At 34.8% G+C, this 19,731-nt stretch carries 19 protein-coding genes and 1 pseudogene; 18 read left to right on the plus strand and 2 right to left on the minus strand.

Annotated elements, in window-relative coordinates:
• The first annotated feature begins 6 nt into the window (after positions 1-6).
• From JZO69_RS10650 to JZO69_RS10680, 7 genes are all read left to right on the plus strand, one after another.
• A complete protein-coding gene (locus JZO69_RS10650) occupies positions 7-717 on the plus strand; it encodes a rhomboid family intramembrane serine protease (protein ID WP_207112857.1) in 711 nt (236 codons plus the stop codon).
• Between the two features lie 16 nt (positions 718-733).
• Positions 734-952, plus strand: a complete 219-nt coding sequence (locus JZO69_RS10655) for a YqgQ family protein (RefSeq protein ID WP_010760500.1) — start codon at positions 734-736, stop codon at positions 950-952.
• Positions 953-1,924: an ROK family glucokinase gene (locus JZO69_RS10660; RefSeq protein WP_207112858.1), complete on the plus strand. Its 972-nt coding sequence runs from the start codon at positions 953-955 to the stop codon at positions 1,922-1,924.
• A 15-nt stretch (positions 1,925-1,939) separates the two neighbouring features.
• Positions 1,940-2,338 (plus strand): rhodanese-like domain-containing protein, encoded by a 399-nt coding sequence (locus tag JZO69_RS10665; RefSeq protein WP_207112859.1) that lies wholly within the window; start codon positions 1,940-1,942, stop codon positions 2,336-2,338.
• A gap of 138 nt (positions 2,339-2,476) precedes the next feature.
• Positions 2,477-2,845, plus strand: coding sequence for a DUF488 domain-containing protein (locus JZO69_RS10670; RefSeq protein WP_207112860.1), 369 nt, complete (start codon positions 2,477-2,479; stop codon positions 2,843-2,845).
• A 28-nt stretch (positions 2,846-2,873) separates the two neighbouring features.
• Complete coding sequence (locus JZO69_RS10675) at positions 2,874-4,709, plus strand: FAD/NAD(P)-binding protein (protein WP_207112861.1); 1,836 nt, start codon at positions 2,874-2,876, stop codon at positions 4,707-4,709.
• Positions 4,710-4,897: 188 nt separating this feature from the next.
• The gene (locus JZO69_RS10680; protein WP_242586732.1) at positions 4,898-5,542 is read left to right on the plus strand and encodes a CPBP family intramembrane glutamic endopeptidase; all 645 of its coding nucleotides are present in this window, start codon (positions 4,898-4,900) and stop codon (positions 5,540-5,542) included.
• Positions 5,543-5,716: 174 nt separating this feature from the next.
• Here the strand turns inward: JZO69_RS10680 and JZO69_RS10685 are convergent, their stop codons facing one another.
• Complete coding sequence (locus JZO69_RS10685) at positions 5,717-5,884, minus strand: DUF3042 family protein (RefSeq protein WP_010760505.1); 168 nt, start codon at positions 5,882-5,884, stop codon at positions 5,717-5,719.
• A 160-nt stretch (positions 5,885-6,044) separates the two neighbouring features.
• Here JZO69_RS10685 and JZO69_RS10690 point away from each other — a divergent pair, with 160 nt between their 5' ends.
• The 4 genes from JZO69_RS10690 to JZO69_RS10705 all read left to right on the plus strand — a co-directional run bounded on the left by JZO69_RS10690 (position 6,045) and on the right by JZO69_RS10705 (position 10,750).
• The gene (locus tag JZO69_RS10690) at positions 6,045-7,205 is read left to right on the plus strand and encodes a galactokinase (RefSeq protein WP_207112862.1); all 1,161 of its coding nucleotides are present in this window, start codon (positions 6,045-6,047) and stop codon (positions 7,203-7,205) included.
• 61 nt (positions 7,206-7,266) lie between these two features.
• The gene (gene galE, locus JZO69_RS10695; protein WP_207112863.1) at positions 7,267-8,256 is read left to right on the plus strand and encodes a UDP-glucose 4-epimerase GalE; all 990 of its coding nucleotides are present in this window, start codon (positions 7,267-7,269) and stop codon (positions 8,254-8,256) included.
• 11 nt (positions 8,257-8,267) lie between these two features.
• Positions 8,268-9,749, plus strand: coding sequence for a UDP-glucose--hexose-1-phosphate uridylyltransferase (gene galT / locus JZO69_RS10700; RefSeq protein ID WP_207112864.1), 1,482 nt, complete (start codon positions 8,268-8,270; stop codon positions 9,747-9,749).
• 14 nt (positions 9,750-9,763) lie between these two features.
• Positions 9,764-10,750 carry a LacI family DNA-binding transcriptional regulator gene (locus JZO69_RS10705; RefSeq protein WP_207112865.1) on the plus strand — a complete coding sequence of 329 codons (987 nt, stop codon included), beginning with the start codon at positions 9,764-9,766 and terminating at the stop codon, positions 10,748-10,750.
• A 32-nt stretch (positions 10,751-10,782) separates the two neighbouring features.
• Here JZO69_RS10705 and JZO69_RS10710 read toward each other — a convergent pair whose 3' ends face one another.
• A complete protein-coding gene (locus JZO69_RS10710) occupies positions 10,783-11,802 on the minus strand; it encodes an immunoglobulin-like domain-containing protein (protein ID WP_207112866.1) in 1,020 nt (339 codons plus the stop codon).
• Positions 11,803-12,041: 239 nt separating this feature from the next.
• On the opposite strand from JZO69_RS10710, the gene JZO69_RS10715 reads away from it, so the two are divergent.
• The 7 genes and pseudogenes from JZO69_RS10715 (at position 12,042) to JZO69_RS10740 (ending at position 19,723) form a co-directional block, all read left to right on the plus strand.
• Positions 12,042-13,544 (plus strand): AcpB/EbpR/MafR family transcriptional regulator, encoded by a 1,503-nt coding sequence (locus JZO69_RS10715; protein WP_207112867.1) that lies wholly within the window; start codon positions 12,042-12,044, stop codon positions 13,542-13,544.
• Between the two features lie 119 nt (positions 13,545-13,663).
• The gene (locus JZO69_RS10720) at positions 13,664-13,942 is read left to right on the plus strand and encodes a YiaA/YiaB family inner membrane protein (RefSeq protein ID WP_207112868.1); all 279 of its coding nucleotides are present in this window, start codon (positions 13,664-13,666) and stop codon (positions 13,940-13,942) included.
• A 16-nt stretch (positions 13,943-13,958) separates the two neighbouring features.
• Positions 13,959-14,081 (plus strand): annotated as a pseudogene (locus tag JZO69_RS16870) (DUF3788 family protein); the annotation flags it as partial.
• Positions 14,082-14,225: 144 nt separating this feature from the next.
• Positions 14,226-15,974, plus strand: a complete 1,749-nt coding sequence (dnaX, locus tag JZO69_RS10725; protein ID WP_207112869.1) for a DNA polymerase III subunit gamma/tau — start codon at positions 14,226-14,228, stop codon at positions 15,972-15,974.
• A 15-nt stretch (positions 15,975-15,989) separates the two neighbouring features.
• The gene (locus JZO69_RS10730) at positions 15,990-16,304 is read left to right on the plus strand and encodes a YbaB/EbfC family nucleoid-associated protein (protein ID WP_207112870.1); all 315 of its coding nucleotides are present in this window, start codon (positions 15,990-15,992) and stop codon (positions 16,302-16,304) included.
• Positions 16,305-17,636: 1,332 nt separating this feature from the next.
• Positions 17,637-18,551, plus strand: coding sequence for a helix-turn-helix domain-containing protein (locus JZO69_RS10735; protein ID WP_207112871.1), 915 nt, complete (start codon positions 17,637-17,639; stop codon positions 18,549-18,551).
• A 485-nt stretch (positions 18,552-19,036) separates the two neighbouring features.
• Positions 19,037-19,723, plus strand: coding sequence for a type II secretion system protein (locus tag JZO69_RS10740; protein WP_207112872.1), 687 nt, complete (start codon positions 19,037-19,039; stop codon positions 19,721-19,723).
• The last annotated feature ends 8 nt before the right edge of the window (positions 19,724-19,731 follow it).

Raw genomic sequence — 19,731 nt, forward strand, 5'->3', positions numbered from 1 at the left:
GAATATATGAATTATCAAACACAAATGAAAATCAAAAGAATATTGAAGCAGCCTTTGATCACGTATATTTTACTTGGAATCACAACAATTGTTTTTCTAGGGATGGAGATTTCTGGCGGTTCAGAAAATAGTATGGTCTTGATTCGTTGGGGAGCGATGTCTCGTGGAGAAATTCTTAATTTACAGGAGTATTGGCGTTTCTTTACCCCAATGTTTTTACATATTGGCTGGTTGCATTTTGCAGTGAATATGGTGACACTTTATTATGTTGGTTCACAAGTTGAAAGTATTTATGGTCATTGGCGCTATCTTGTTATTTATTTACTAAGTGGAATTGCGGGGAATATTGTTAGTTTTACTTTTGGTTCACCACTTAGTATTTCTGCAGGAGCGAGTACATCATTATTTGGTTTATTTGGAGCCTTTGTGATTTTAGGGCGTCATTTTAGAAACAATCCAGCAATCTCGTTTATGGTTCAGCGCTATGCGACATTTATCGGAATCAACTTGATTTTTAATTTATTTAGCAGTTCTGTGGATATCATGGGACATATTGGCGGCTTGATCGGCGGGCTTTTAGTAGCCTCTGCTTTAGCTGTACCAGATCGTTCTGATGAGTTTAATATCCATGAACGAATTATTTCTGGGATCATTTTTGTATTTCTATTAGTGGTTTGTCTACTCCTGGGTTTTAAAAAATTCGGTTTACTTGTATAATAAGGAAGTGCATTTAATGGAAACGCTATATGATGTGCAACAGTTATTTAAACAATTCGGTATTTACATTTATGTAGGTGCTAGAATTTATGATATCGAGCTGATGATGATTGAATTAAAAAATATTTATGAAGGTCACTTGATTGATAGAGACACGTATCTCCATGCGAGAAGTGTGTTGCAACGAGAACATCGAATTGAAGAAAGCAGAGCGACTGAGAAAGGAACCGAGTAAATGGATAAGAAATTGATTGGGATTGATTTAGGCGGAACAACGATTAAGTTTGCGATTTTAACAACTGATGGAGATGTTCAGCAAAAGTGGAGTATTGAAACCAATATTTTGGATGAAGGGCGACATATTGTGCCAGATATCATCGAATCAATCAATCACCGCATTTCTCTTTATGAGATGAAGCATGAAGATTTTATCGGAATCGGCATGGGAACTCCCGGCAGTGTAGATATAAAAAAAGGGACAGTAGTTGGGGCATATAATCTTAACTGGACGAAAAAGCAAAATGTAAAAGCACAAATCGAAGAAGCAACAGGGATTCCGTTTGTTTTAGATAATGATGCCAATGTAGCGGCTTTAGGCGAACGCTGGAAAGGTGCTGGTGAAAACAATCCAGATGTTGTTTTTATCACACTTGGTACGGGCGTTGGCGGCGGTATTATCGCTGAAGGTAATTTATTACATGGCGTGAATGGTTGTGCTGGCGAAATTGGTCACGTAACCGTTGATCCTGGCGGGTTTGAATGTACTTGCGGCAAACGAGGTTGTTTAGAAACGGTTTCTAGTGCGACTGGTGTTGTTCGAGTTGCTCGCCATATGTCAGAAGAATATGCGGGTGACTCTCAGTTAAAACAAGCAATCGATGATGGTCAAGATGTTTCAAGTAAAGATGTTTTTGACTATGCAAAAGCGGATGATCCATTTGCTTTGATGGTAGTGGATCGTGTGTGTTATTTCTTAGGTCTGGCAATCGGTAATGTAGGAAATACCTTGAATCCGTCTAGTGTGGTTATTGGCGGTGGTGTTTCTGCTGCAGGTGAATTTTTACGCAGCCGTGTCCAAACATATTTTGAAGAATTTACTTTCCCAGAAGTTCGTAATAGCACGCAAGTCAAACTTGCCGAGTTAGGTAATGAAGCCGGCGTTATTGGTGCTGCATCATTAGCATTACAATTTATGGAGAAAGAGTAAGAAAGGGATTTTGGAATGAACGTTTTATGGATTATTAACATTATTTTAGTAACAATTTTATTAGCAATGGGAGCAAATGAATTGTATCTTCGAATCATGGCGAAACGCTCTGCCAAAACAATCACAGAAGAAGAATTTAAAGAAGGTATGAGAAAAGCTCAAATCATTGATGTCCGTGAAAAAGACTCATTTGATGCAGGTCATATTCTTGGTGCGCGCAACATGCCGTATACAACGATCAAAACAACATTGAATTCAATTCGTAAAGATCAACCTGTCTATCTTTACGATCAAAAAAAATCATTAAGTATTCGTACAGCAAATCAATTACGTAAAAATGGCTATAAAGATCTTTATATTTTAAAAGGCGGCTATGAAGGCTGGAGCGGAAAAACGAAGAAGAAAAATATTTAATAAAGAAAGCGCAGAGAAGCAAACGATGGTTCCAATGATGGACGACGTTTACTTCTCTGTGTTTTTTGTTTCTACATCAAAATCGTAAATGGTTTCTTTTTTGATTAATTACGATAAAATAAAGATGAGGTGACAAAAATGCTTCAAATAAAACGTGCTTATGAAAAAGTAGATAGTAGTGATGGTTATCGAGTGTTGGTCGATCGCTTGTGGCCTAGGGGAATGTCAAAAGAAAAAGAACAATTGGATTTGTGGTTGAAAAAGGTTGCGCCCAGTAAAGAACTAAGGCAATGGTTTAATCACGAACCAGATAAATATCCAAAATTTAAAGAAAAATTTATAGCTGAACTGGAATCTGGTGAAGCCAACGAAGTATTTCAACAATTGTTGGAAATAGTGAAAGAACATGCTGCGGTCACTCTGATTTATAGTGCAAAAGAGGAAAAATATAACAATGCTGTTGTCCTAAAAGAATTGATTGAAGATCATGAAAAGGCAAATAAATAAGATAAAATCGTTTGAAAGGAGGGAAAGAATGAAAATTGCAATTGTTGGTGGTGGTCCACGAGGACTTTCTGTTTTAGAAAGAATTGTCGAATGGTCAAGAGGAGAACAAGTCATTCAAATTACAATGTTTGATCCGTACGGTCCAGGAGGAAAGGTGTGGCGAGAAGATCAGCCTCTATCTTTACTGATGAATTCAGTTGCCTCTCATGTTACTTTATTTACAGATGAAACGTTAAGTACGAAAGGTCCTATAGCTAAAGGGCCAAACTTATATGAATGGGCACAAAGTGAAGCTGTGAGTTTTATAAAAAAACATAATTTTGAAAACAGAGTGGCATTATTGGAAGAATGTGAAAGTTTGGGCCCAAATGATCACTGTTCACGCGTTTTTTACGGGTTATATCAAAAGTGGTTCTATGAATATATTCAATCAAGAATGACGGAACAAACATCGGTCAAATTTTTCAAAGATACAGTCCGAGCGGTGAAGATGCAAGAGTCTAAGTTTTTAGTTTATACAAAAGCAGTGGAAATAACTGTGGATATTATTGTTTTAGCGTTGGGACATCAGGAAAATGAATTGATCGGCAGCGAGAAAGAGTTGGCGACTTATGCAAGTGAGCATCGATTATTTTATTCTTCCCCTAAAAATGCAGCAGACGCATATCTTGAAGCAATCACAGAAAATAAACCTGTCTTGGTTCGAGGTTTGGGGTTAGTTTTTGATGATTACCTTACTTTACTGACCAGTGAGCGTGGTGGGCTTTTTGAAGAACAAAATGGAGAATTAGTTTATCATCCATCTGGAAGAGAACCTCAAATCATTGCTGGGTCTGGTCGAGGGATTCCTTATCATGCCAGAGGAAGAAATCAAAAAGGCTATGGACAAGAGTATCAGCCGCGTTTTTTAAAAGAAAAAAGTTTAAATAAATTTAAGCGAAAAGAAAAATTTTCTGCTGAGCAATTTTTTGAGCTTTTAAAAAAAGAAGTGGAATTTGCTTATTATTCAGCATTGGTAGCTGCCAATTATCCTAAGGTAAACCAAGCGCGGTTCAGTGAAGAATTTATCCGAACCAAAGGGGCTGAATCTGTTCTAGAAAAATACGGAATCAATAAAAAGGATTTTTGGAATTGGTCGACTGTTCAGCATCCAGATCAACAATTAGAAGAAGAGGAATCGTTTCAAGACTTTATTCTCGAGTATTTAAACTGGGATCTGATAATGGCAAAGAAAGGGACACTATCAGGACCTTTTGCGGCTGCTTTAGATAGCTTAAAAGATTTACGTGATGAGGTTCGTTTTATGTTGGATCATGAATTATTTTCTGATGAAGAGTGCAAAAAATGGTTGTGGGATTGGTTTACGCCATTGAATTCTTTTTTATCGATAGGTCCTCCTTTAGAAAGAATAGCCGAATTAAAAGCGCTGATCAAAGCTGGAATCCTAACGTTGATTGGTCCGGAAATGAAGATAGAGACTGAAGCAGGTAGTTATGTGGGATACTCGAAAAAATTTCCTATGAAAAAATACAAAACTCATTTTTTAATTGAGGCTAGATTGCCAAAAACAGCGAATCAGTATAGTTTGAATCCTTTAGTGAAACAGCTTTTAAGGGATGAAATAGCAAGTCTGCATGAATTGAAATTAGCTTCTGGTGAAGTCTATCGAACGGGTGCACTTTTAGTGGAGCGAGCATCAAATCAGCTACAGTCAAAAGAAGGAGAAATAATACCAGGCTTGTTTTGCTACGGTATTCCGACAGAAGGTGTCCATTGGTTAACTGCAGCAACCTCAAGACCGGGAACAGATGCGTGGAATCTCCGTGAAGCAGATCTGATTGCTGGAACGATCTTTAAAAACTAGAAGTATGGAAGTTTTTAGAAAGGGAATTTATTTAGTAAGTATAGTTGTTTCACTCCCTCTTTTTTTAAGGTTTCAAACGTGTCGCTTATTTGGTCTCAAATAAGCGACTTTCTTTTAAAGTTTAGAATTTTCTTATAAAATAAAGGAGATTCATAGTAATGATCGTATGAAAAAGGAGGGTTTTCAGCATGACAAAATCACATGAACAATCTACAAAGATGATAAATCGTCCGGAGTTATTATTCTTATTTACTCTATTTATCGCGATTAGTTATCAATTTATTCCTGCCTTATTTCCAGAAAGCAGTGTCCAATTTTTAGGAACTATTTGGAATGCCACGTTTAGTTTTTTAGCAGGTTTTGTTTTTTTAAGAAATTCTTTTTTAGAACAATTTAAGCATTTTAAATTTACTGTTTTATTGTATGGAATTCCGTTGGTACTTGCGGTAGGTGTAGTTTCTGGCGTGATTTTTAACACTTTTATCGGGCAAACAACTACAAATTCTATTAGCGAAGTCTTGACAAAACAGATGATTTTCACACAAATCCCGATCATGTTGCTAGGTGAAGAATTATTAAGTACCAATTTGATCTTAGCACTTGAAGCTAAAGGTGTTTCATTTAAATGGGCGAGTTTGATCTGTGGGGTATTGTTTGCGCTTTGGCATATTCCTGCATATGGTTTTCATATTGCTCAGCTTTTGATTACGTTGATGCCTGTCCGTTTAGCTTTAAATTATGTATGGAAAAAATCATCTAGTGTATGGGTCAGCTGGATCTGTCATTTTCTGTATGATGGCTTGAGTTTTATTGGAATGTTATTTGGTAAATAAAGATAGTCTAGATAAAAAAACAAGTTAAAAATTGCTTTAAAATTTCGGCAATTTTTAGCTTGTTCTTTTATTTTAGTCCGTTTCAGTAAGTCAATGAAAAAGTAGGAACCCTCGTTGGTGATAAAGGGTTCCTACTTTTTCAAAAGATTTAAGCGTTTTGTTTGGCTTTACATTTTATCGAGAAATGCGTTTGCGCATTGCTTTTTTACGGTTTTCCTCGATCATATCTTCTTTTTCTTCGATTGGGTCAAGCACTGTTTTTTTGATAGTAGCCGCGAATCCGACAACTGCAGCACAAGTAACGGCTGTTCCTACAAGCATACCTGAAATAAATTTTTTCATATACATTTCTCCTCTCAGTTATTTACACACTTCCATTATGAACTAAAGTAAGAAAAAAATCCAATAGATTGAAATGAGTAACTCATTTATGAAACAGTTTGTAAATGTTTAGTAAATGTTTTATAATTAATTTACTAAAACGAATAAAGAGGTGGCAAACGTGGAAAATGAGGTAGAAGAATTATTTCAAGCTGTATTTGGAATAGAGTCAAAAAAAGTGTATTTTGCTCCAGGAAGAATTAATTTGATCGGCGAGCATACAGATTATAATGGCGGTCATGTTTTTCCAGCAGCTATTACGATCGGAACCTATGGTGTTGCTAGAAAAAGAGCAGATCAAAAGCTTCGATTTTATTCAGAAAATTTTTCAGAGTTAGGAATCATTGAATTGTCTCTGACAGATTTAACCTACAACCAAACCCACGATTGGTGCAATTATCCAAAAGGGATGATCCATTATTTAAGAGAAGCAGGCTATGCGATTGAACAAGGGATGGACATTCTTTTTTATGGAACGATACCAAATGGTGCAGGTCTTTCTTCTTCTGCATCGATCGAGCTTTTGACAGGTGTGATTTTAAATGATCTATTTGATTTAAATATCAAGATGCTGGATTTAGTACTTACTGGTCAGCGTGTAGAAAATCAGTTTATCGGTGTAAATTCTGGTATTATGGATCAGTTTGCTATTGGTATGGGGCAAAAAAATCATGCAATTTTATTGGATACGAATACATTGGAATATGAATTAGTACCAGCTGATTTTGATGAGTACGTAATCGTGATCATGAATACAAATAAACGCAGAGAACTGGCAGATTCAAAATATAATGAACGCCGAGCAGAATGCGAATTAGCATTGAGCCGTCTCCAAACGATCTTACCGATCCAATCATTAGGTGAACTAACAGAAGAGCGTTTTGAACAAAACAAAGAAATCATTGCAGATGAATGTTTAATTAAACGAGCGAAACATGCTGTAACTGAAAATCAACGAACAATCAAAGCCAAAAAAGCGTTGGTTAAAAATGATCTAAAAACATTTGGTCAATTATTGAATGCTTCCCATGCATCATTAAAAGAAGATTATGAAGTAACGGGCGTTGAGTTGGATACATTAGTTGAAACAGCGCAGAAGCAGACGGGTGTGCTAGGTGCTCGAATGACAGGAGCTGGTTTTGGTGGATGTGCGATTGCTTTAGTAAAAGAAACTGAATTAGACAGCTTTATCAATCAAGTCGGACGATCCTATGAAGAAAAGGTCCACTACCCGGCAGATTTTTACGTTGCAAATGTTGATGATGGTGCTAGAAAGCTGTAGAATAAAGAGTCCGTAAAAAACGAGTATATTTTTTGATCGATTCAAGTAAGGAGGTAGGAACATGTCAATTTTGGTTTTAGGCGGAGCAGGCTACATTGGTTCTCATGCAGTAGATCAATTAATCAATAAAGGATACGAAGTGGTGGTTGTCGATAATCTTCAGACAGGTCATAGACAAGCTGTTCATGAAAATGCTGTATTTTATCAAGGTGATATTAGAGACAAAACATTTATGCAGGATGTATTCAAAAAAGAAATGATCGATGGTGTGATTCATTTCGCTGCAAGTTCATTGGTTGGAGAATCTGTAGAAAAACCGTTGATGTATTTTAATAATAATGTGTATGGTACACAAATTGTTTTAGAAGTGATGGAAGAATTTGGCGTTAAAAATATTGTCTTTTCTTCAACTGCTGCTACTTATGGAGAACCAAAGGAAATGCCGATTGTTGAAACAATGCCGACAAATCCAGAAAATCCCTATGGGCAAAGCAAATTGATGATGGAAAAAATGATGAAATGGTGCGACAATGCATACGGTATGCGTTATGTTGCGCTAAGATATTTCAATGTAGCTGGTGCAAAATCTGATGCTTCAATCGGTGAAGATCATGACCCAGAAACACATTTGATCCCAATCATTTTACAGGCTGCATTGGGTCAAAGAGATTATTTAGGTATTTATGGGGATGATTACGACACACCAGATGGTACATGTATTCGTGATTATGTTTATATTGAAGATTTAATTGCAGCTCACATTGCAGCATTAGATTATTTACAAAAAGGCAACAGAAGTGATATTTTCAATTTAGGTAGCAACACAGGCTATTCAGTAAAAGAAATGCTAGAAGCTGCCAGAGAAGTGACGGGTAAAGAAATTCCAGCTAAAGTTTTGCCACGCCGTGCAGGAGATCCAAGTAAACTTGTTGCATCGAGTGAAAAAGCGAAAACTATTTTAGGCTGGCAACCTCAAGTTACAGATATTAAACAGATTATTAAAACTGCGTGGGACTGGCATATCAGTCATCCAAAAGGATATGAAGATTAGGAGGAACTATCGTGGCAATTAGTCAAACAATTACAGATTTTGTTACATTAGCGATACAAGCTGGTGGGTGGATGGAGTTGGACCGACTTTATTTACAGAATCGAGTACTTGCGATGATCGGTGAAGAGACATTGGAATCTATTTCTCCAACTGAAGTGAAAAAAACATCTTTAGAATTGTTGGACGAATTGGTCGTTCAAGCTGTAAAAAACGGTGTCGTAAGTGAGGAACCTGCCGAGTTAGAAATGCTCGAAGCACAATTGATGGATTTTTTAACTCCGCCGCCGTCTGTTGTGAATGCTTTTTTTGCTCAGCATTATGAGAAAGATCCAGCAGATGCCACAGATTACTTTTATAAACTAAGCAAAGAAAATGATTACATCAAAACAAGAGCGATTGCTAAAAATATTGTTTTTCCAGCTGAAACTGAATATGGTCAACTAGAGATCACGATCAATTTATCAAGACCAGAAAAAGATCCAAAACAAATTGTAGCTCAACAACAAGAAAGACACGTGGACTATCCTAAATGTCTTTTATGTATGGAAAATGAGGGATATAAAGGTCGAACAAATTATCCAGCAAGAACCAATCACCGCATAATTCGGATGAATTTAGATGGAGAAAGCTGGGGATTTCAGTACTCGCCGTATGCATATTATAATGAGCACTCGATTATTTTGTCAGAAGAGCATCGTCCGATGGTGATTTCAAAAGAAACCATTCATCGATTGATAAGAATCACCGAAGTCTTGCCTCATTATTTTGTCGGCTCAAATGCTGATTTGCCAATCGTTGGTGGTTCTATTTTGACGCACGATCATTATCAATCAGGACGTCATGTGTTTCCGATGGAGAAAGCGGAAATCGAGCAATATTTTGAGTTAAGCGATTATCCGTTGATGAATGCTGGAATTGTAAAATGGCCTATGTCCGTAATTCGTCTACAAAGTCCAAATTCAAAAGATTTAGTCGAGGCAGCTGCAATGATTTTAGATAAATGGCGGAATTATTCTGACGAGAGTGTGTCGATTCGGGCATTTTCAGCAGATGGAACGCCGCATCATACAATAACGCCCATCGCTCGCCGTAAAGGGCAGCTGTTTGAACTGGATTTGGTTTTACGTGATAATCATGTTTCTGAGGAATATCCTGATGGTATTTTCCATCCGCATAAAGAGGTTCAACATATTAAAAAGGAAAATATCGGCTTGATAGAAGTGATGGGACTAGCTGTCTTGCCACCTCGTTTGGGTGAAGAGCTCAAAGAAGTAGAAAATTATGTTTTAGGCAAGGAAAACTATCTTGCAGACTATCATAAAAATTGGGCAGATCAGATGAAGGAAACTTATTCATTCAACGAAGAAAATGTAACAGAGATCATTCAAAAGGAAGTTGGTCAAATCTTTGCCCGTGTTTTAGCAGATGCTGGTGTTTACAAACGAACAACAGAAGGTCAAGCAGCCTTTAAACGATTTATCGATAGTTTATAGAAGGCGGTGAGAAGATGGCAACGATCAAAGATATTGCCAAATTAGCAGGCGTTTCACCTGCGACAGTTTCCAGAGTGCTAAATTATGATCCTGAACTTTCAGTTGGACTTGAGACGAAGCAAAAAGTTTTCGAAGCAGCAGAAGAATTGAATTATACTAAACATAAAAAAAGCCCTAAAACCGCGAAGGCAAAAATCTTATTGGTTCAGTGGTATGATGAAGCTGAAGAATTAGAGGATATTTATTATCTTTCTATCCGTTTGGGAATCGAAAAAAAAGCAGAAGAACTGGGGCTTGAATTGATCAAACGTACTTTAGAGGAACTTGACAATATACAGGCAGATGGTATTTTAGCTTTAGGAAAATTTGATAAAGAACAAGCAGACTTTTTATTTGAAATCCAGGAGAATCTTTTATTTGTCGATTTTGATGCATCAGCTTTAGGGTACAATTCTTTAGTCATTGATTTTCAGCAAAGTGTGTCTTCTGTTTTAACTTATTTTCTTCAGCTTGGGCATCAAAAGATCGGAATCATCTCTGGTGAAGAATATACTCGTGGAAGTCATGAATTACTAGAAGATAAACGTTTGACGATTTTTCAAGAAATCTTGAAACAAAAAGGATTGCTAAATGAAGCCTTTAATTTAAAAGGGGCATTTACTGTTGCGAGTGGTTATGATGTAATGAAAGAATTTTTAGATCAGCATCCGACTGATTATCCAAGTGCGTTGTTTGCTTCTAGTGATGCACTTGCTGTTGGCGCATTAAAAGCGATTCAAGAAGCTGGGTATAAAGTTCCTGAGGATATTTCAGTGATTGGTTTTAATGATATCAGTGTGGCAAAATATGTTAGTCCACCTCTGACAACGATTAAAGTCCATACGGAATGGATGGGAGAATTGGCTGTTGAGACGATTTTTTCCGTCATACAAGATCATGCTCCAGTTGCAAGAAAAATAACGATAGCGACCGAACTAATAGAAAGAGCATCAACGAGATAAATTCCCGTTGATGCTCTTTTTTATAGGTTTAATTATTTATATGCAATTACAAATAAGTTGATATCATCATTTACACAGCTTTGTAGCGTAATACGTTCTCCGCCGCCAGTCCCTACAGTAAGGTCCCAATAGTTCGTTCCTGTTCCTACTTCTGTACCATAATCATCTAGCTGAAGCATTGTCCGAACGGTGTAAGTGGTAGGAGTACCATTTGCATCTGTTACGACGATTTGACTTCCTGCACCCAATGAAAAAACAGTTGAAAATGCGCCAGGATTATGACCGATAAAATGTGTGTTTTGTCCATCGTCTCCTGATTGAACAGCTGCTCCGCCCCATGTAGAAGCGACTCCGCCAGGATTTGAATCAATGACACTTTGACCACTGCCTTGTCCGCCATTTTGGTAAGGAATGGTTTGTCCGTTCATTGTAATAGTCATTGCGTCAGATGCAGGTTCAGCTGGAACTTCAGGTGCACTTACTGGAGCTGCTTGAACAGGCTCAACAGGCGTTATTTCTTTTTCTACAGGTAATTGTTCTACTTGTGGCGTAACGACAGGTTCACTTTTTGGAACAACATGAAATGTTCTTTCTGTCGCACCAGTGTTACCGCTAGTATCAGTTGCAGAAAAAGTGATAGTTTGTGTGCCTACAACGGATGTATCTAAGGTGTCATCAGCAGATAGTTTAGACGTAATATCTCCATCTTTATTATCTGTAGCAGTGACTTCTTCATAGATATTGACTTGTGTGTTTTGCTCAACGGTTTCTTCAGGTGCAGTAATTGTAGGAGCAGTGGTATCTTTAACAACATTTACCGAAGCAACCTTCTTTTTACTTTGTTTATCTTTAGAAACAGTTGATAATTGTCTTAGTTCTTTGTTTGTCGGAATATTTTTTACTAAGGTGATAGTTTCTTTTTTAGGCGTAGTATTTAAGCTGTGTGCTCGACTGGTTGCATCTGTAAAAATGTATCCGCCGATAAATAAAGCTACACCCAAAATGCTGATGATGCCGATGATAATGGTTTGTTTGATTGTGTTTTTTTTCATGTAGAATCCCTCCAAAATTGTGGTGAGATTTTCCATTTATCGATAAATTTTAAATCCGCGTTTTTATACTTTTATAATAAAAGCTGTTTTTGAATAAACCAATTGAGTTGCGCTTTAGATTAGTTCAAAAAAGCGAAAGAAGATGCTATAATTATTGTTAAATGGGGATTTCTTCAAAAATTTCTTAACTAATGGAAAATTTTGAAGAATAAATCTAAAAAATGAAATGAGGAGAGATCATGGAAAGATTGTTGTCACCATCTATGCATCGAAGAGTGTTGTTGTTGAATTTACTTAATGGACCAAGTGGTTGGATAACTTCTGATTATTTAGCCGAGAGTATTGATTGCTCAAAAAAAACAATTATGCTGGATTGTCAGTATATAGAAGATCGCTGGTCAGATTACCTAACGATAGAGACATCACGAAAACATGGTATTCGGTTGATAGCTTCACCTCATCGATCAATTCATGAAATTTATATAGAAATTATTCAAGAATCAAATGCATTTTCTTTATTAGAATCCATCTTTTTTGAACCAATGCAGCCTGCTGTATACTGGGAGAAAAAATTATTTTTAAGTAATTCAAGTTTGTATCGTTTATCAAACTTAATCAGTTCTGCTTTGAAGGACCGAAATATTCAAATGAGTCGCTCGCCATACTTTATTCATGGGAAAGATGAACGACAGATACGCTATTTCTTTACCTGTTACTTTATAGAAGTTTATGGCATTCGTGATTGGCCATTTCATTTAGATCGAGAGAAAACATTTAGATTATCAAATAAGATTAATAAGGATTTTGCATTGGAGCTAAACGATAGTCAAATTGTTCATCTGGCGTATTCGATTGCAGTAACCGTTATTAGAGAAAGACAAGGCTTTTTGATTCAATCTAGAAAAGACCCAATCGATAGTTTTGTAAAAACAGCAATTGATGTTAGAGAATACAAAGTAGATGTAGAAGCAATCGCAGAACCGTTAAATGTAACTCTTCCAGATAATTGGTACGAAGATTTCTGTTATTCTATTTTTTGGTGGGATTTCGGCTGGGATAATGAACAAGAGAAAGTAAATGTTATTCATCAAGCGGAAGGATTAGTTAATACGATTAAAGATGCATTATCTATTCGGATTTCTGAACAAAGTAGAGTGAGTATTGTTCGGTTGATTGAATACATTTATGCAAAACACAAAATGTTTCCTTATAAAAAGTTTATGGTTTATGATCGATATTTGTATTCAAGTAAGGCAATTAAACAAAATTTTCTTGTTTTTACTGAAGTTGTGACAAAAGCATTAAGCGTACTTGAATCAAAAATGAAATTCCCTTGGAAAACAATGTATTTAGATGGAATCCTTCATGAAATGGCTATTCGCTGGGAAAACCTTAGTAAAATTACAGATGAAATGAGGCATCAAGTATCTGTTTTGGTTTTAAGTGATTTAGGAAAAGAACATGCTAAGTTGCTTAGTTCTGTTTTAAAAGATAATTTCCGCAATAAAGTGACTCTCTCTATTCAGGAAACACATTTTTATGAACAAGTATCTAACCATTCTGCTCAAAAAAATCAAAAATATGATTTGTATGTATCAAATTATGCGGTGGATATGGTCAATAAAGACATTAATATGATCGTCGAAGATATTCCCTCATTCAAAAATTTAACGGATCTGCGAAAATTTATTGATAAAAGAAGATTGATTTTGCCTAAAGATATCGCGTATTTAAATACTTGATTCGTTCTTGAATTGGCTTTTTAAGTCAACTATTTTTTTGAAATTAAAATAAGGATTGTCATTTAATAATCGGTAATGATATACTTAAAAAGTTATTATTATATTTAAAGGAGAGAATTATGAAAAAGAAAGCATACAGAAATACACCTGCATTTGTCTTTCTAAGTTGGGGATCATTCGCCTTTTTTGTGGCATTGATGTTGATTGGCTTATACACCTTAAAAGAACCATTGATGGTTAAAGGATACTATTTGATGGGATCAGTTGGATTGATTTCTTCATCATTTACACTTTCAAAAGTAATCAGAGACAATCAAGAGGATGAAGAACGTTATAATCAAATGTTCCGTGCAAATGATGGATTAGTAAAAAAAGAAGAAACTAGTACACATATTTAATAAATAAAGAGAGAGGATGGGACAGAAGTGTTTAATCCCGAGAAATAAGCTGAAATTCACGAAAATTTCTCTTCAAATTTTTGTGAATTTCAGCTTATTTCCGAAGGGATTGCTTCTGTTCCCACCGTTTATCCGGATTCTACGTGAGTGGGATATGACTCGAAGAGTTATGTCCCACTCACTTTTTTGAAAGAATTTTTTAATGAGTTAGCTTTTTTTAATGCCTTATCCATAAAAATCACGTATAATAGAAGATAGTGAAATTTCGAGGGAGGGGTAAATTATGGCTTATCAAGCTTTGTATCGTGTCTGGCGTTCGCAGCGTTTTGATGACGTTGTTGGTCAAAAAGCAATTACGCAGACATTAAAAAATGCGATCATACAAAAGAAAACCTCGCATGCCTATTTGTTTACCGGCCCAAGAGGAACAGGGAAGACAAGTGCGGCGAAAATTTTTGCTAAAGCAATCAACTGTAAACATAGTGTAGATGGTGAACCATGTAATAAGTGTGAAACCTGTATTGCAATTACTGAAGGTCGGTTGAATGATGTAATCGAGATCGATGCGGCTAGTAATAATGGAGTAGAAGAAATTCGTGATATCCGTGATAAAGCAAAATATGCACCGACGCAAGCTGAATATAAAGTTTATATCATCGATGAAGTACATATGTTGTCGACAGGTGCCTTTAATGCGTTACTAAAAACCTTAGAAGAACCGCCGCAAAATGTTATTTTTATATTAGCGACGACTGAACCACATAAGATTCCATTGACGATCATTTCAAGAACGCAGCGTTTTGATTTTAAGCGAATCAGTACCCAAGATATCGTTGATCATATGGGCTATATTTTAAAAGAAATCGATGTCGATTTTGAAGAGCAAGCCTTATATGTGATTGGTAGAGCAGCAGAAGGTGGGATGCGGGATGCTTTGAGTATTCTGGATCAGACGATTTCATTCAGTGATGAGAAAGTGACCTTGCAAGATGCGATGCAAGTTACTGGTAGTTTGACTTACGAAATGATGGATCAATATATTTCCAGTTGTACCACAGGAGATGTGGAGCAAGCGTTAGAGACTTTAGAGAATATCTTGAGTTCAGGTAAAGAAGCAAGAAGATTTTTAGAAGATCTGTTATTATATTGTCGTGATTTACTGATGTTTCAACAGGCACCTAATTTATTGACAGAAAAAGTCGGAAACCTGACAGAAAACTTCAAAGAATTAGCCAAACAAACTCCTGCTGAAAAAATTTATCAGATGATCCAAATTTTAAGTGATACACAAAATGATATTCGTTTTACCAATAATGCCAATATCTATTTAGAAGTAGCCACTGTGAAGTTAGCCAAATCTGTAAAAAAACCAACAGTAATTTCTGAAGATGTACAACCGATAGCAACTGAAGAAATCACTGTCTTGCAACAGCAAATAGAGCATTTACAAAAAGAATTAACAGAATTGAAGAAAAATGGTGTTGCTGCAAAAGAAGTAGAACCCGTTAAAACAACCCGAGTAACAAGTAATAAAAATGCGCTGCGTATCCCAACTGAGCTTGTATATAAAGTGTTGAATGAAGCGACAAAAGATCATTTGCTGAATGTGAAGAACGTTTGGGATGACTTATTACAGATGATGTCAGTCACTCAAAGAGCAATGCTGAAAGCGAGCGAACCAGTTGCCGCTGGACCTAATGGATTAGTGATTGCATTTGATTACGAAATTGTCTGTGGTCGGGCAATGGATGATGAGGAGTTGCAGTTAGCTGTTCATAACAATTTAAGCCGCCTAGTGAATTATGCACCTGATATGGTATGTATCACAAAAGAAAGTTGGCCAAAACTGCGTCAATCTTTTATTAGTCAAAATAAAGAAACACCGAGTGACCAAGCTAATGGTGAGCAGTCAGTTAATGAAGAAAATCATCTTTTAGTAGAAAATGAACCTACACAAGAAGTAAATAACCAAGTAGTAGACGAAGCAATCGCCATGTTTGGCACAGAGCTCGTTGAAGTAATAAATGATTAAGAGGAGACGATAGTTATGATGAGAGGCATGGGCAATATGCAAGGCATGATGAAACAAGTCCAAAAAATGCAAAAAGATATGGAAAAAGCACAAGCTGAATTAAATGTAAGAGAATTCGTAGGTGCTTCAAGCAACGATCTAGTTACAGCAACATTTACTGGTGATCGCAAGATGAAAGATATTGCAATCAAAGAAGATGTAGTTGACCCTGAAGATGTAGAAATGTTACAAGATCTAGTGATCATGGCTGTAAATGATGCATTGACTAAAGTAGAAAAAGAAACAGAAGCAACAATGGGTAAATACGCAAAGGGTATGCCAGGATTTTAAGAAATAAATAAAATAGCTAAATGAAGCAGTAGAAACAAACCATTTTAGGTTTTGTTTCTACTGTTTTTCTTTACCTTTTTTAATGTTTTCTGAAAAATAAAATAAAAGAGGAAAATTAGCACAAAATTATCTTACTGAGTTGTGTAATGTAAAAATAGTGGTAAAGTAAAGACATTATAGAAGTATCCCAGAACCATTTGATTTTGTTGCACCTCAATTTAGAAATGTTGCTGGTAGACTTATGGCTGGAGATATAATGGTTACAAATGAGGCATCTTTAAACGGGTTGAATGGATGAAAGATACTAAAGCACGAAATTTAAATGAGTGGACAAAGGTGTATCGTCCAAATTCAACTTTTTATAGAAATCTAGCAGTGGTAAAATAGGGAAAACATTTTAGTTCCTTCATTCATATCACCTTACGCATTACCTAACCTATTCTTAAAATGAAGCACTCATATAGTCACTTGGAACTAGTTTATGAAGTAATTTTTGTTACTGGTTCAGTTACCTCTGGGTTATAAATTAAAATAATGGAGATATTATAAATTAAAAAAACTACTGTTGTCTCAGAAATGAGAGGTTCAGTAGTTTTTTTATTATAGAGAGAGTAACTGTATTAAGGGATAAGGTAAGAAGTTATATTACATAAATTAGATTAAAAGAATAAATATTATACTTAGTACTAGACCAAAATGAAATGAGCTTGAAAATATTGAACATACTTTTTTAAACTAAGATATCTATTTATTTTTTATTGACTAACTAACTTTTAAGTATGGTTTGAAAAAGGATATTAAAAGATTTGACCGAATCTTTATTTGTGATAATTCAACATAAATCATTATCTTATTAATAACATCACTTCTTTTATTACTAAGAAAGTATGAAGTTCAAATGGTTGGATTTTACTATTCTTATCTTAAGTAATATAAAGTGGTGATGACAGTGTTAATAATATATGATAAAATGTTAATGGCGATGGGATTGCCAAAAAGAGTAATGCCACTTCATATTTTTTCTTCCCCAAGATTTGAGTATGAAGTGGAAATTATTTTAAATAATTATCATCCACTGATATAAAGACACCACACTAGAAATAGTTAATCCTAATCTGAACATAAATTCTTCCCTCCCTTATAATACTTAATAAAAATTGTGAATATACAAATTTTATTAAGTAAAGTATATCATTTCAAAAGTTAAAAATAAAGTCTGTTTCTTATTGATTCCCACAACCGGGTTAAATGATGATAATAACTTAATTTTTTTGATTTATTTAGGGTAAAACATGAGAAAAAATCCGTATAAGGATTTGAGGGGGAGTAGGAATGAATATAGGGAAAACAATCAGTTTTTTTAGAAAAAGATTGAAGTTTAGGCAAAAAGAATTAGTCAATGACCATATGGAAAGCTCTTCAATTTCACGTATTGAACAAGGTAAGCAATCTTTAAAGGTTGAGGCTTTAATTGAGATATTAAATAAAATGTCTTTAACAACAGAAGAATTTTTCGCAAAATGTTTAATAGATAAAACACAAGATGAATGGAAAAAACTTTTTTATAAGTGTGCTGAAAACCCTAATAATGAGTCAACAAGGAAAGAATTGATATTTTACTATGAAAAAATCAAAAATAAAGAAAAGAGTCTAAAGGAGTTAGTTAATTACTATAGTGTTAAGTTATACTTTTCAAAATTTTGGACAGAAATTGATTCTGTTACAGAACAAGAATTGGATGAAGCATTTAATTACTTGAAATCTAAGGAATATTATCAGCAATATGATTACATTCTGATAAGCAATATAATTTTATTGATGAAGAATAGTCAGCAAGAATACTTACTTTCTAGAACTATCCCTATTGAAGATGAATCAGCAAGAACAAACGAAGTGAAAAAAATTGTTTGTCAAATACTTATAAATTTAATCACTTCGAGAATATATAGAAAAGATTTTGTTGGAGCGAAGAGATATTTGAAAAATACGGAAGCTCTTGATATAAGTAGAACAGATTATAGATTAGCGCTGAATATTGAGTATTTAAAGAATTTACTAGGATATTTGATAACGGGAGAAGCTTTTTATATGAAGAATATCCAAACATATATTATTTTGCTTGAGTTTGTTGGTGACGAACAGACATTAAAAGCGATAAAAGAAGAGGTAAAAATTTTAACTTATACTAATAAGAATATTGTAAAGATAGATGAGAATGATTTCCCTATAGGGATTTTGAAAGAGTAAATTTTTTAAGCAGTTACAACAAGACGGAAAACGTTTTGTTGTAACTGCTTTTTTCTCATCATTTTTTAATATTAGAGGGATAGTGCAAAAAAAATCGAGAAATTTTTTTTAGTGATTTAAAAACAATTTGTATTCATTTTTTTATTTTATTGTAAAAAAATGAATATTAGTAAGAGCTGTTTTACTGGTGACTATTTTATTATTTTTTGCTCATGATGTTTTTAAATCAATTTAAAAGATTTGATACGTTTGTTTTTATTGTTTTGTAGAACGTTTTTTAAACCTATTTTTATTAAAAGGGGTTATATTTTAATATTTAAAAATAATGGTAAATTTATATTTTATGTTTATTTTTTGATTAGATAGCATAGTTATTTTACGGATTGTTAATTTTGTAACAGTGCTGTATAGTTCTATAGTTGTATGGGTTTTATGGAATTATTATATATTATATATGTTATTTTTTTTAGGAAGGAGTCACTTTAATGGTAAAAGATGAAGATGGCTTGACCCTGATAGAAGTTTTAGTAGCAGTAGTTATATTAGGAACATCGTTTATGTTGCTAGCATCAATGTTGGTTCGAAATCAGCAAATGATTGAATTGAACGAAAAGAAAAAAGAAGCGCAATATATTCGTGATGAACTTCGTGAATGGATTGGCTACCGTGGGCAAACGCAAGATCTAGCTGGATTGAATCAATATGTTTTTAGCATTAGGGATAATCAGAATCTGACAGACAGTCAAAAGATAAGAAGAAACTATCTAATTCTCGATAATTCGGGGATTCAGACAAATAGTGGACATCTTCCTATTTATGGTGAGCAAGAGATTGATTTGACTGACAGAGTTGATAAGACGAATGAAGCAGAGAAAAAGCAACAGGAACGTAAAATTGAGTATAACTATCCAAATAAAGCAAACATACTTCCTAAGAAGTGGAAAGATGCAGAAGAAGGAACTTTAGAGAAAGAAGAAAGTAACTACTTAGGCAGATATATTGGAACCGTAAATCAGCATAATTATCTTGTACTGTGTAAAGTGAATTTTAAAAATACTTCAAAGAACTATGATCCTCGTAAGGACGGTGTCGAAGTGGTGCTGGAAATTTATGATGAAAAAACGGGACATTTAATGACAGACACACTATTTAATTGGGTGATCACTTATTAGCAGTGAGT

Source organism: Candidatus Enterococcus ikei (assembly GCF_017316105.1).
Classification (GTDB): domain Bacteria; phylum Bacillota; class Bacilli; order Lactobacillales; family Enterococcaceae; genus Enterococcus_L; species Enterococcus_L ikei.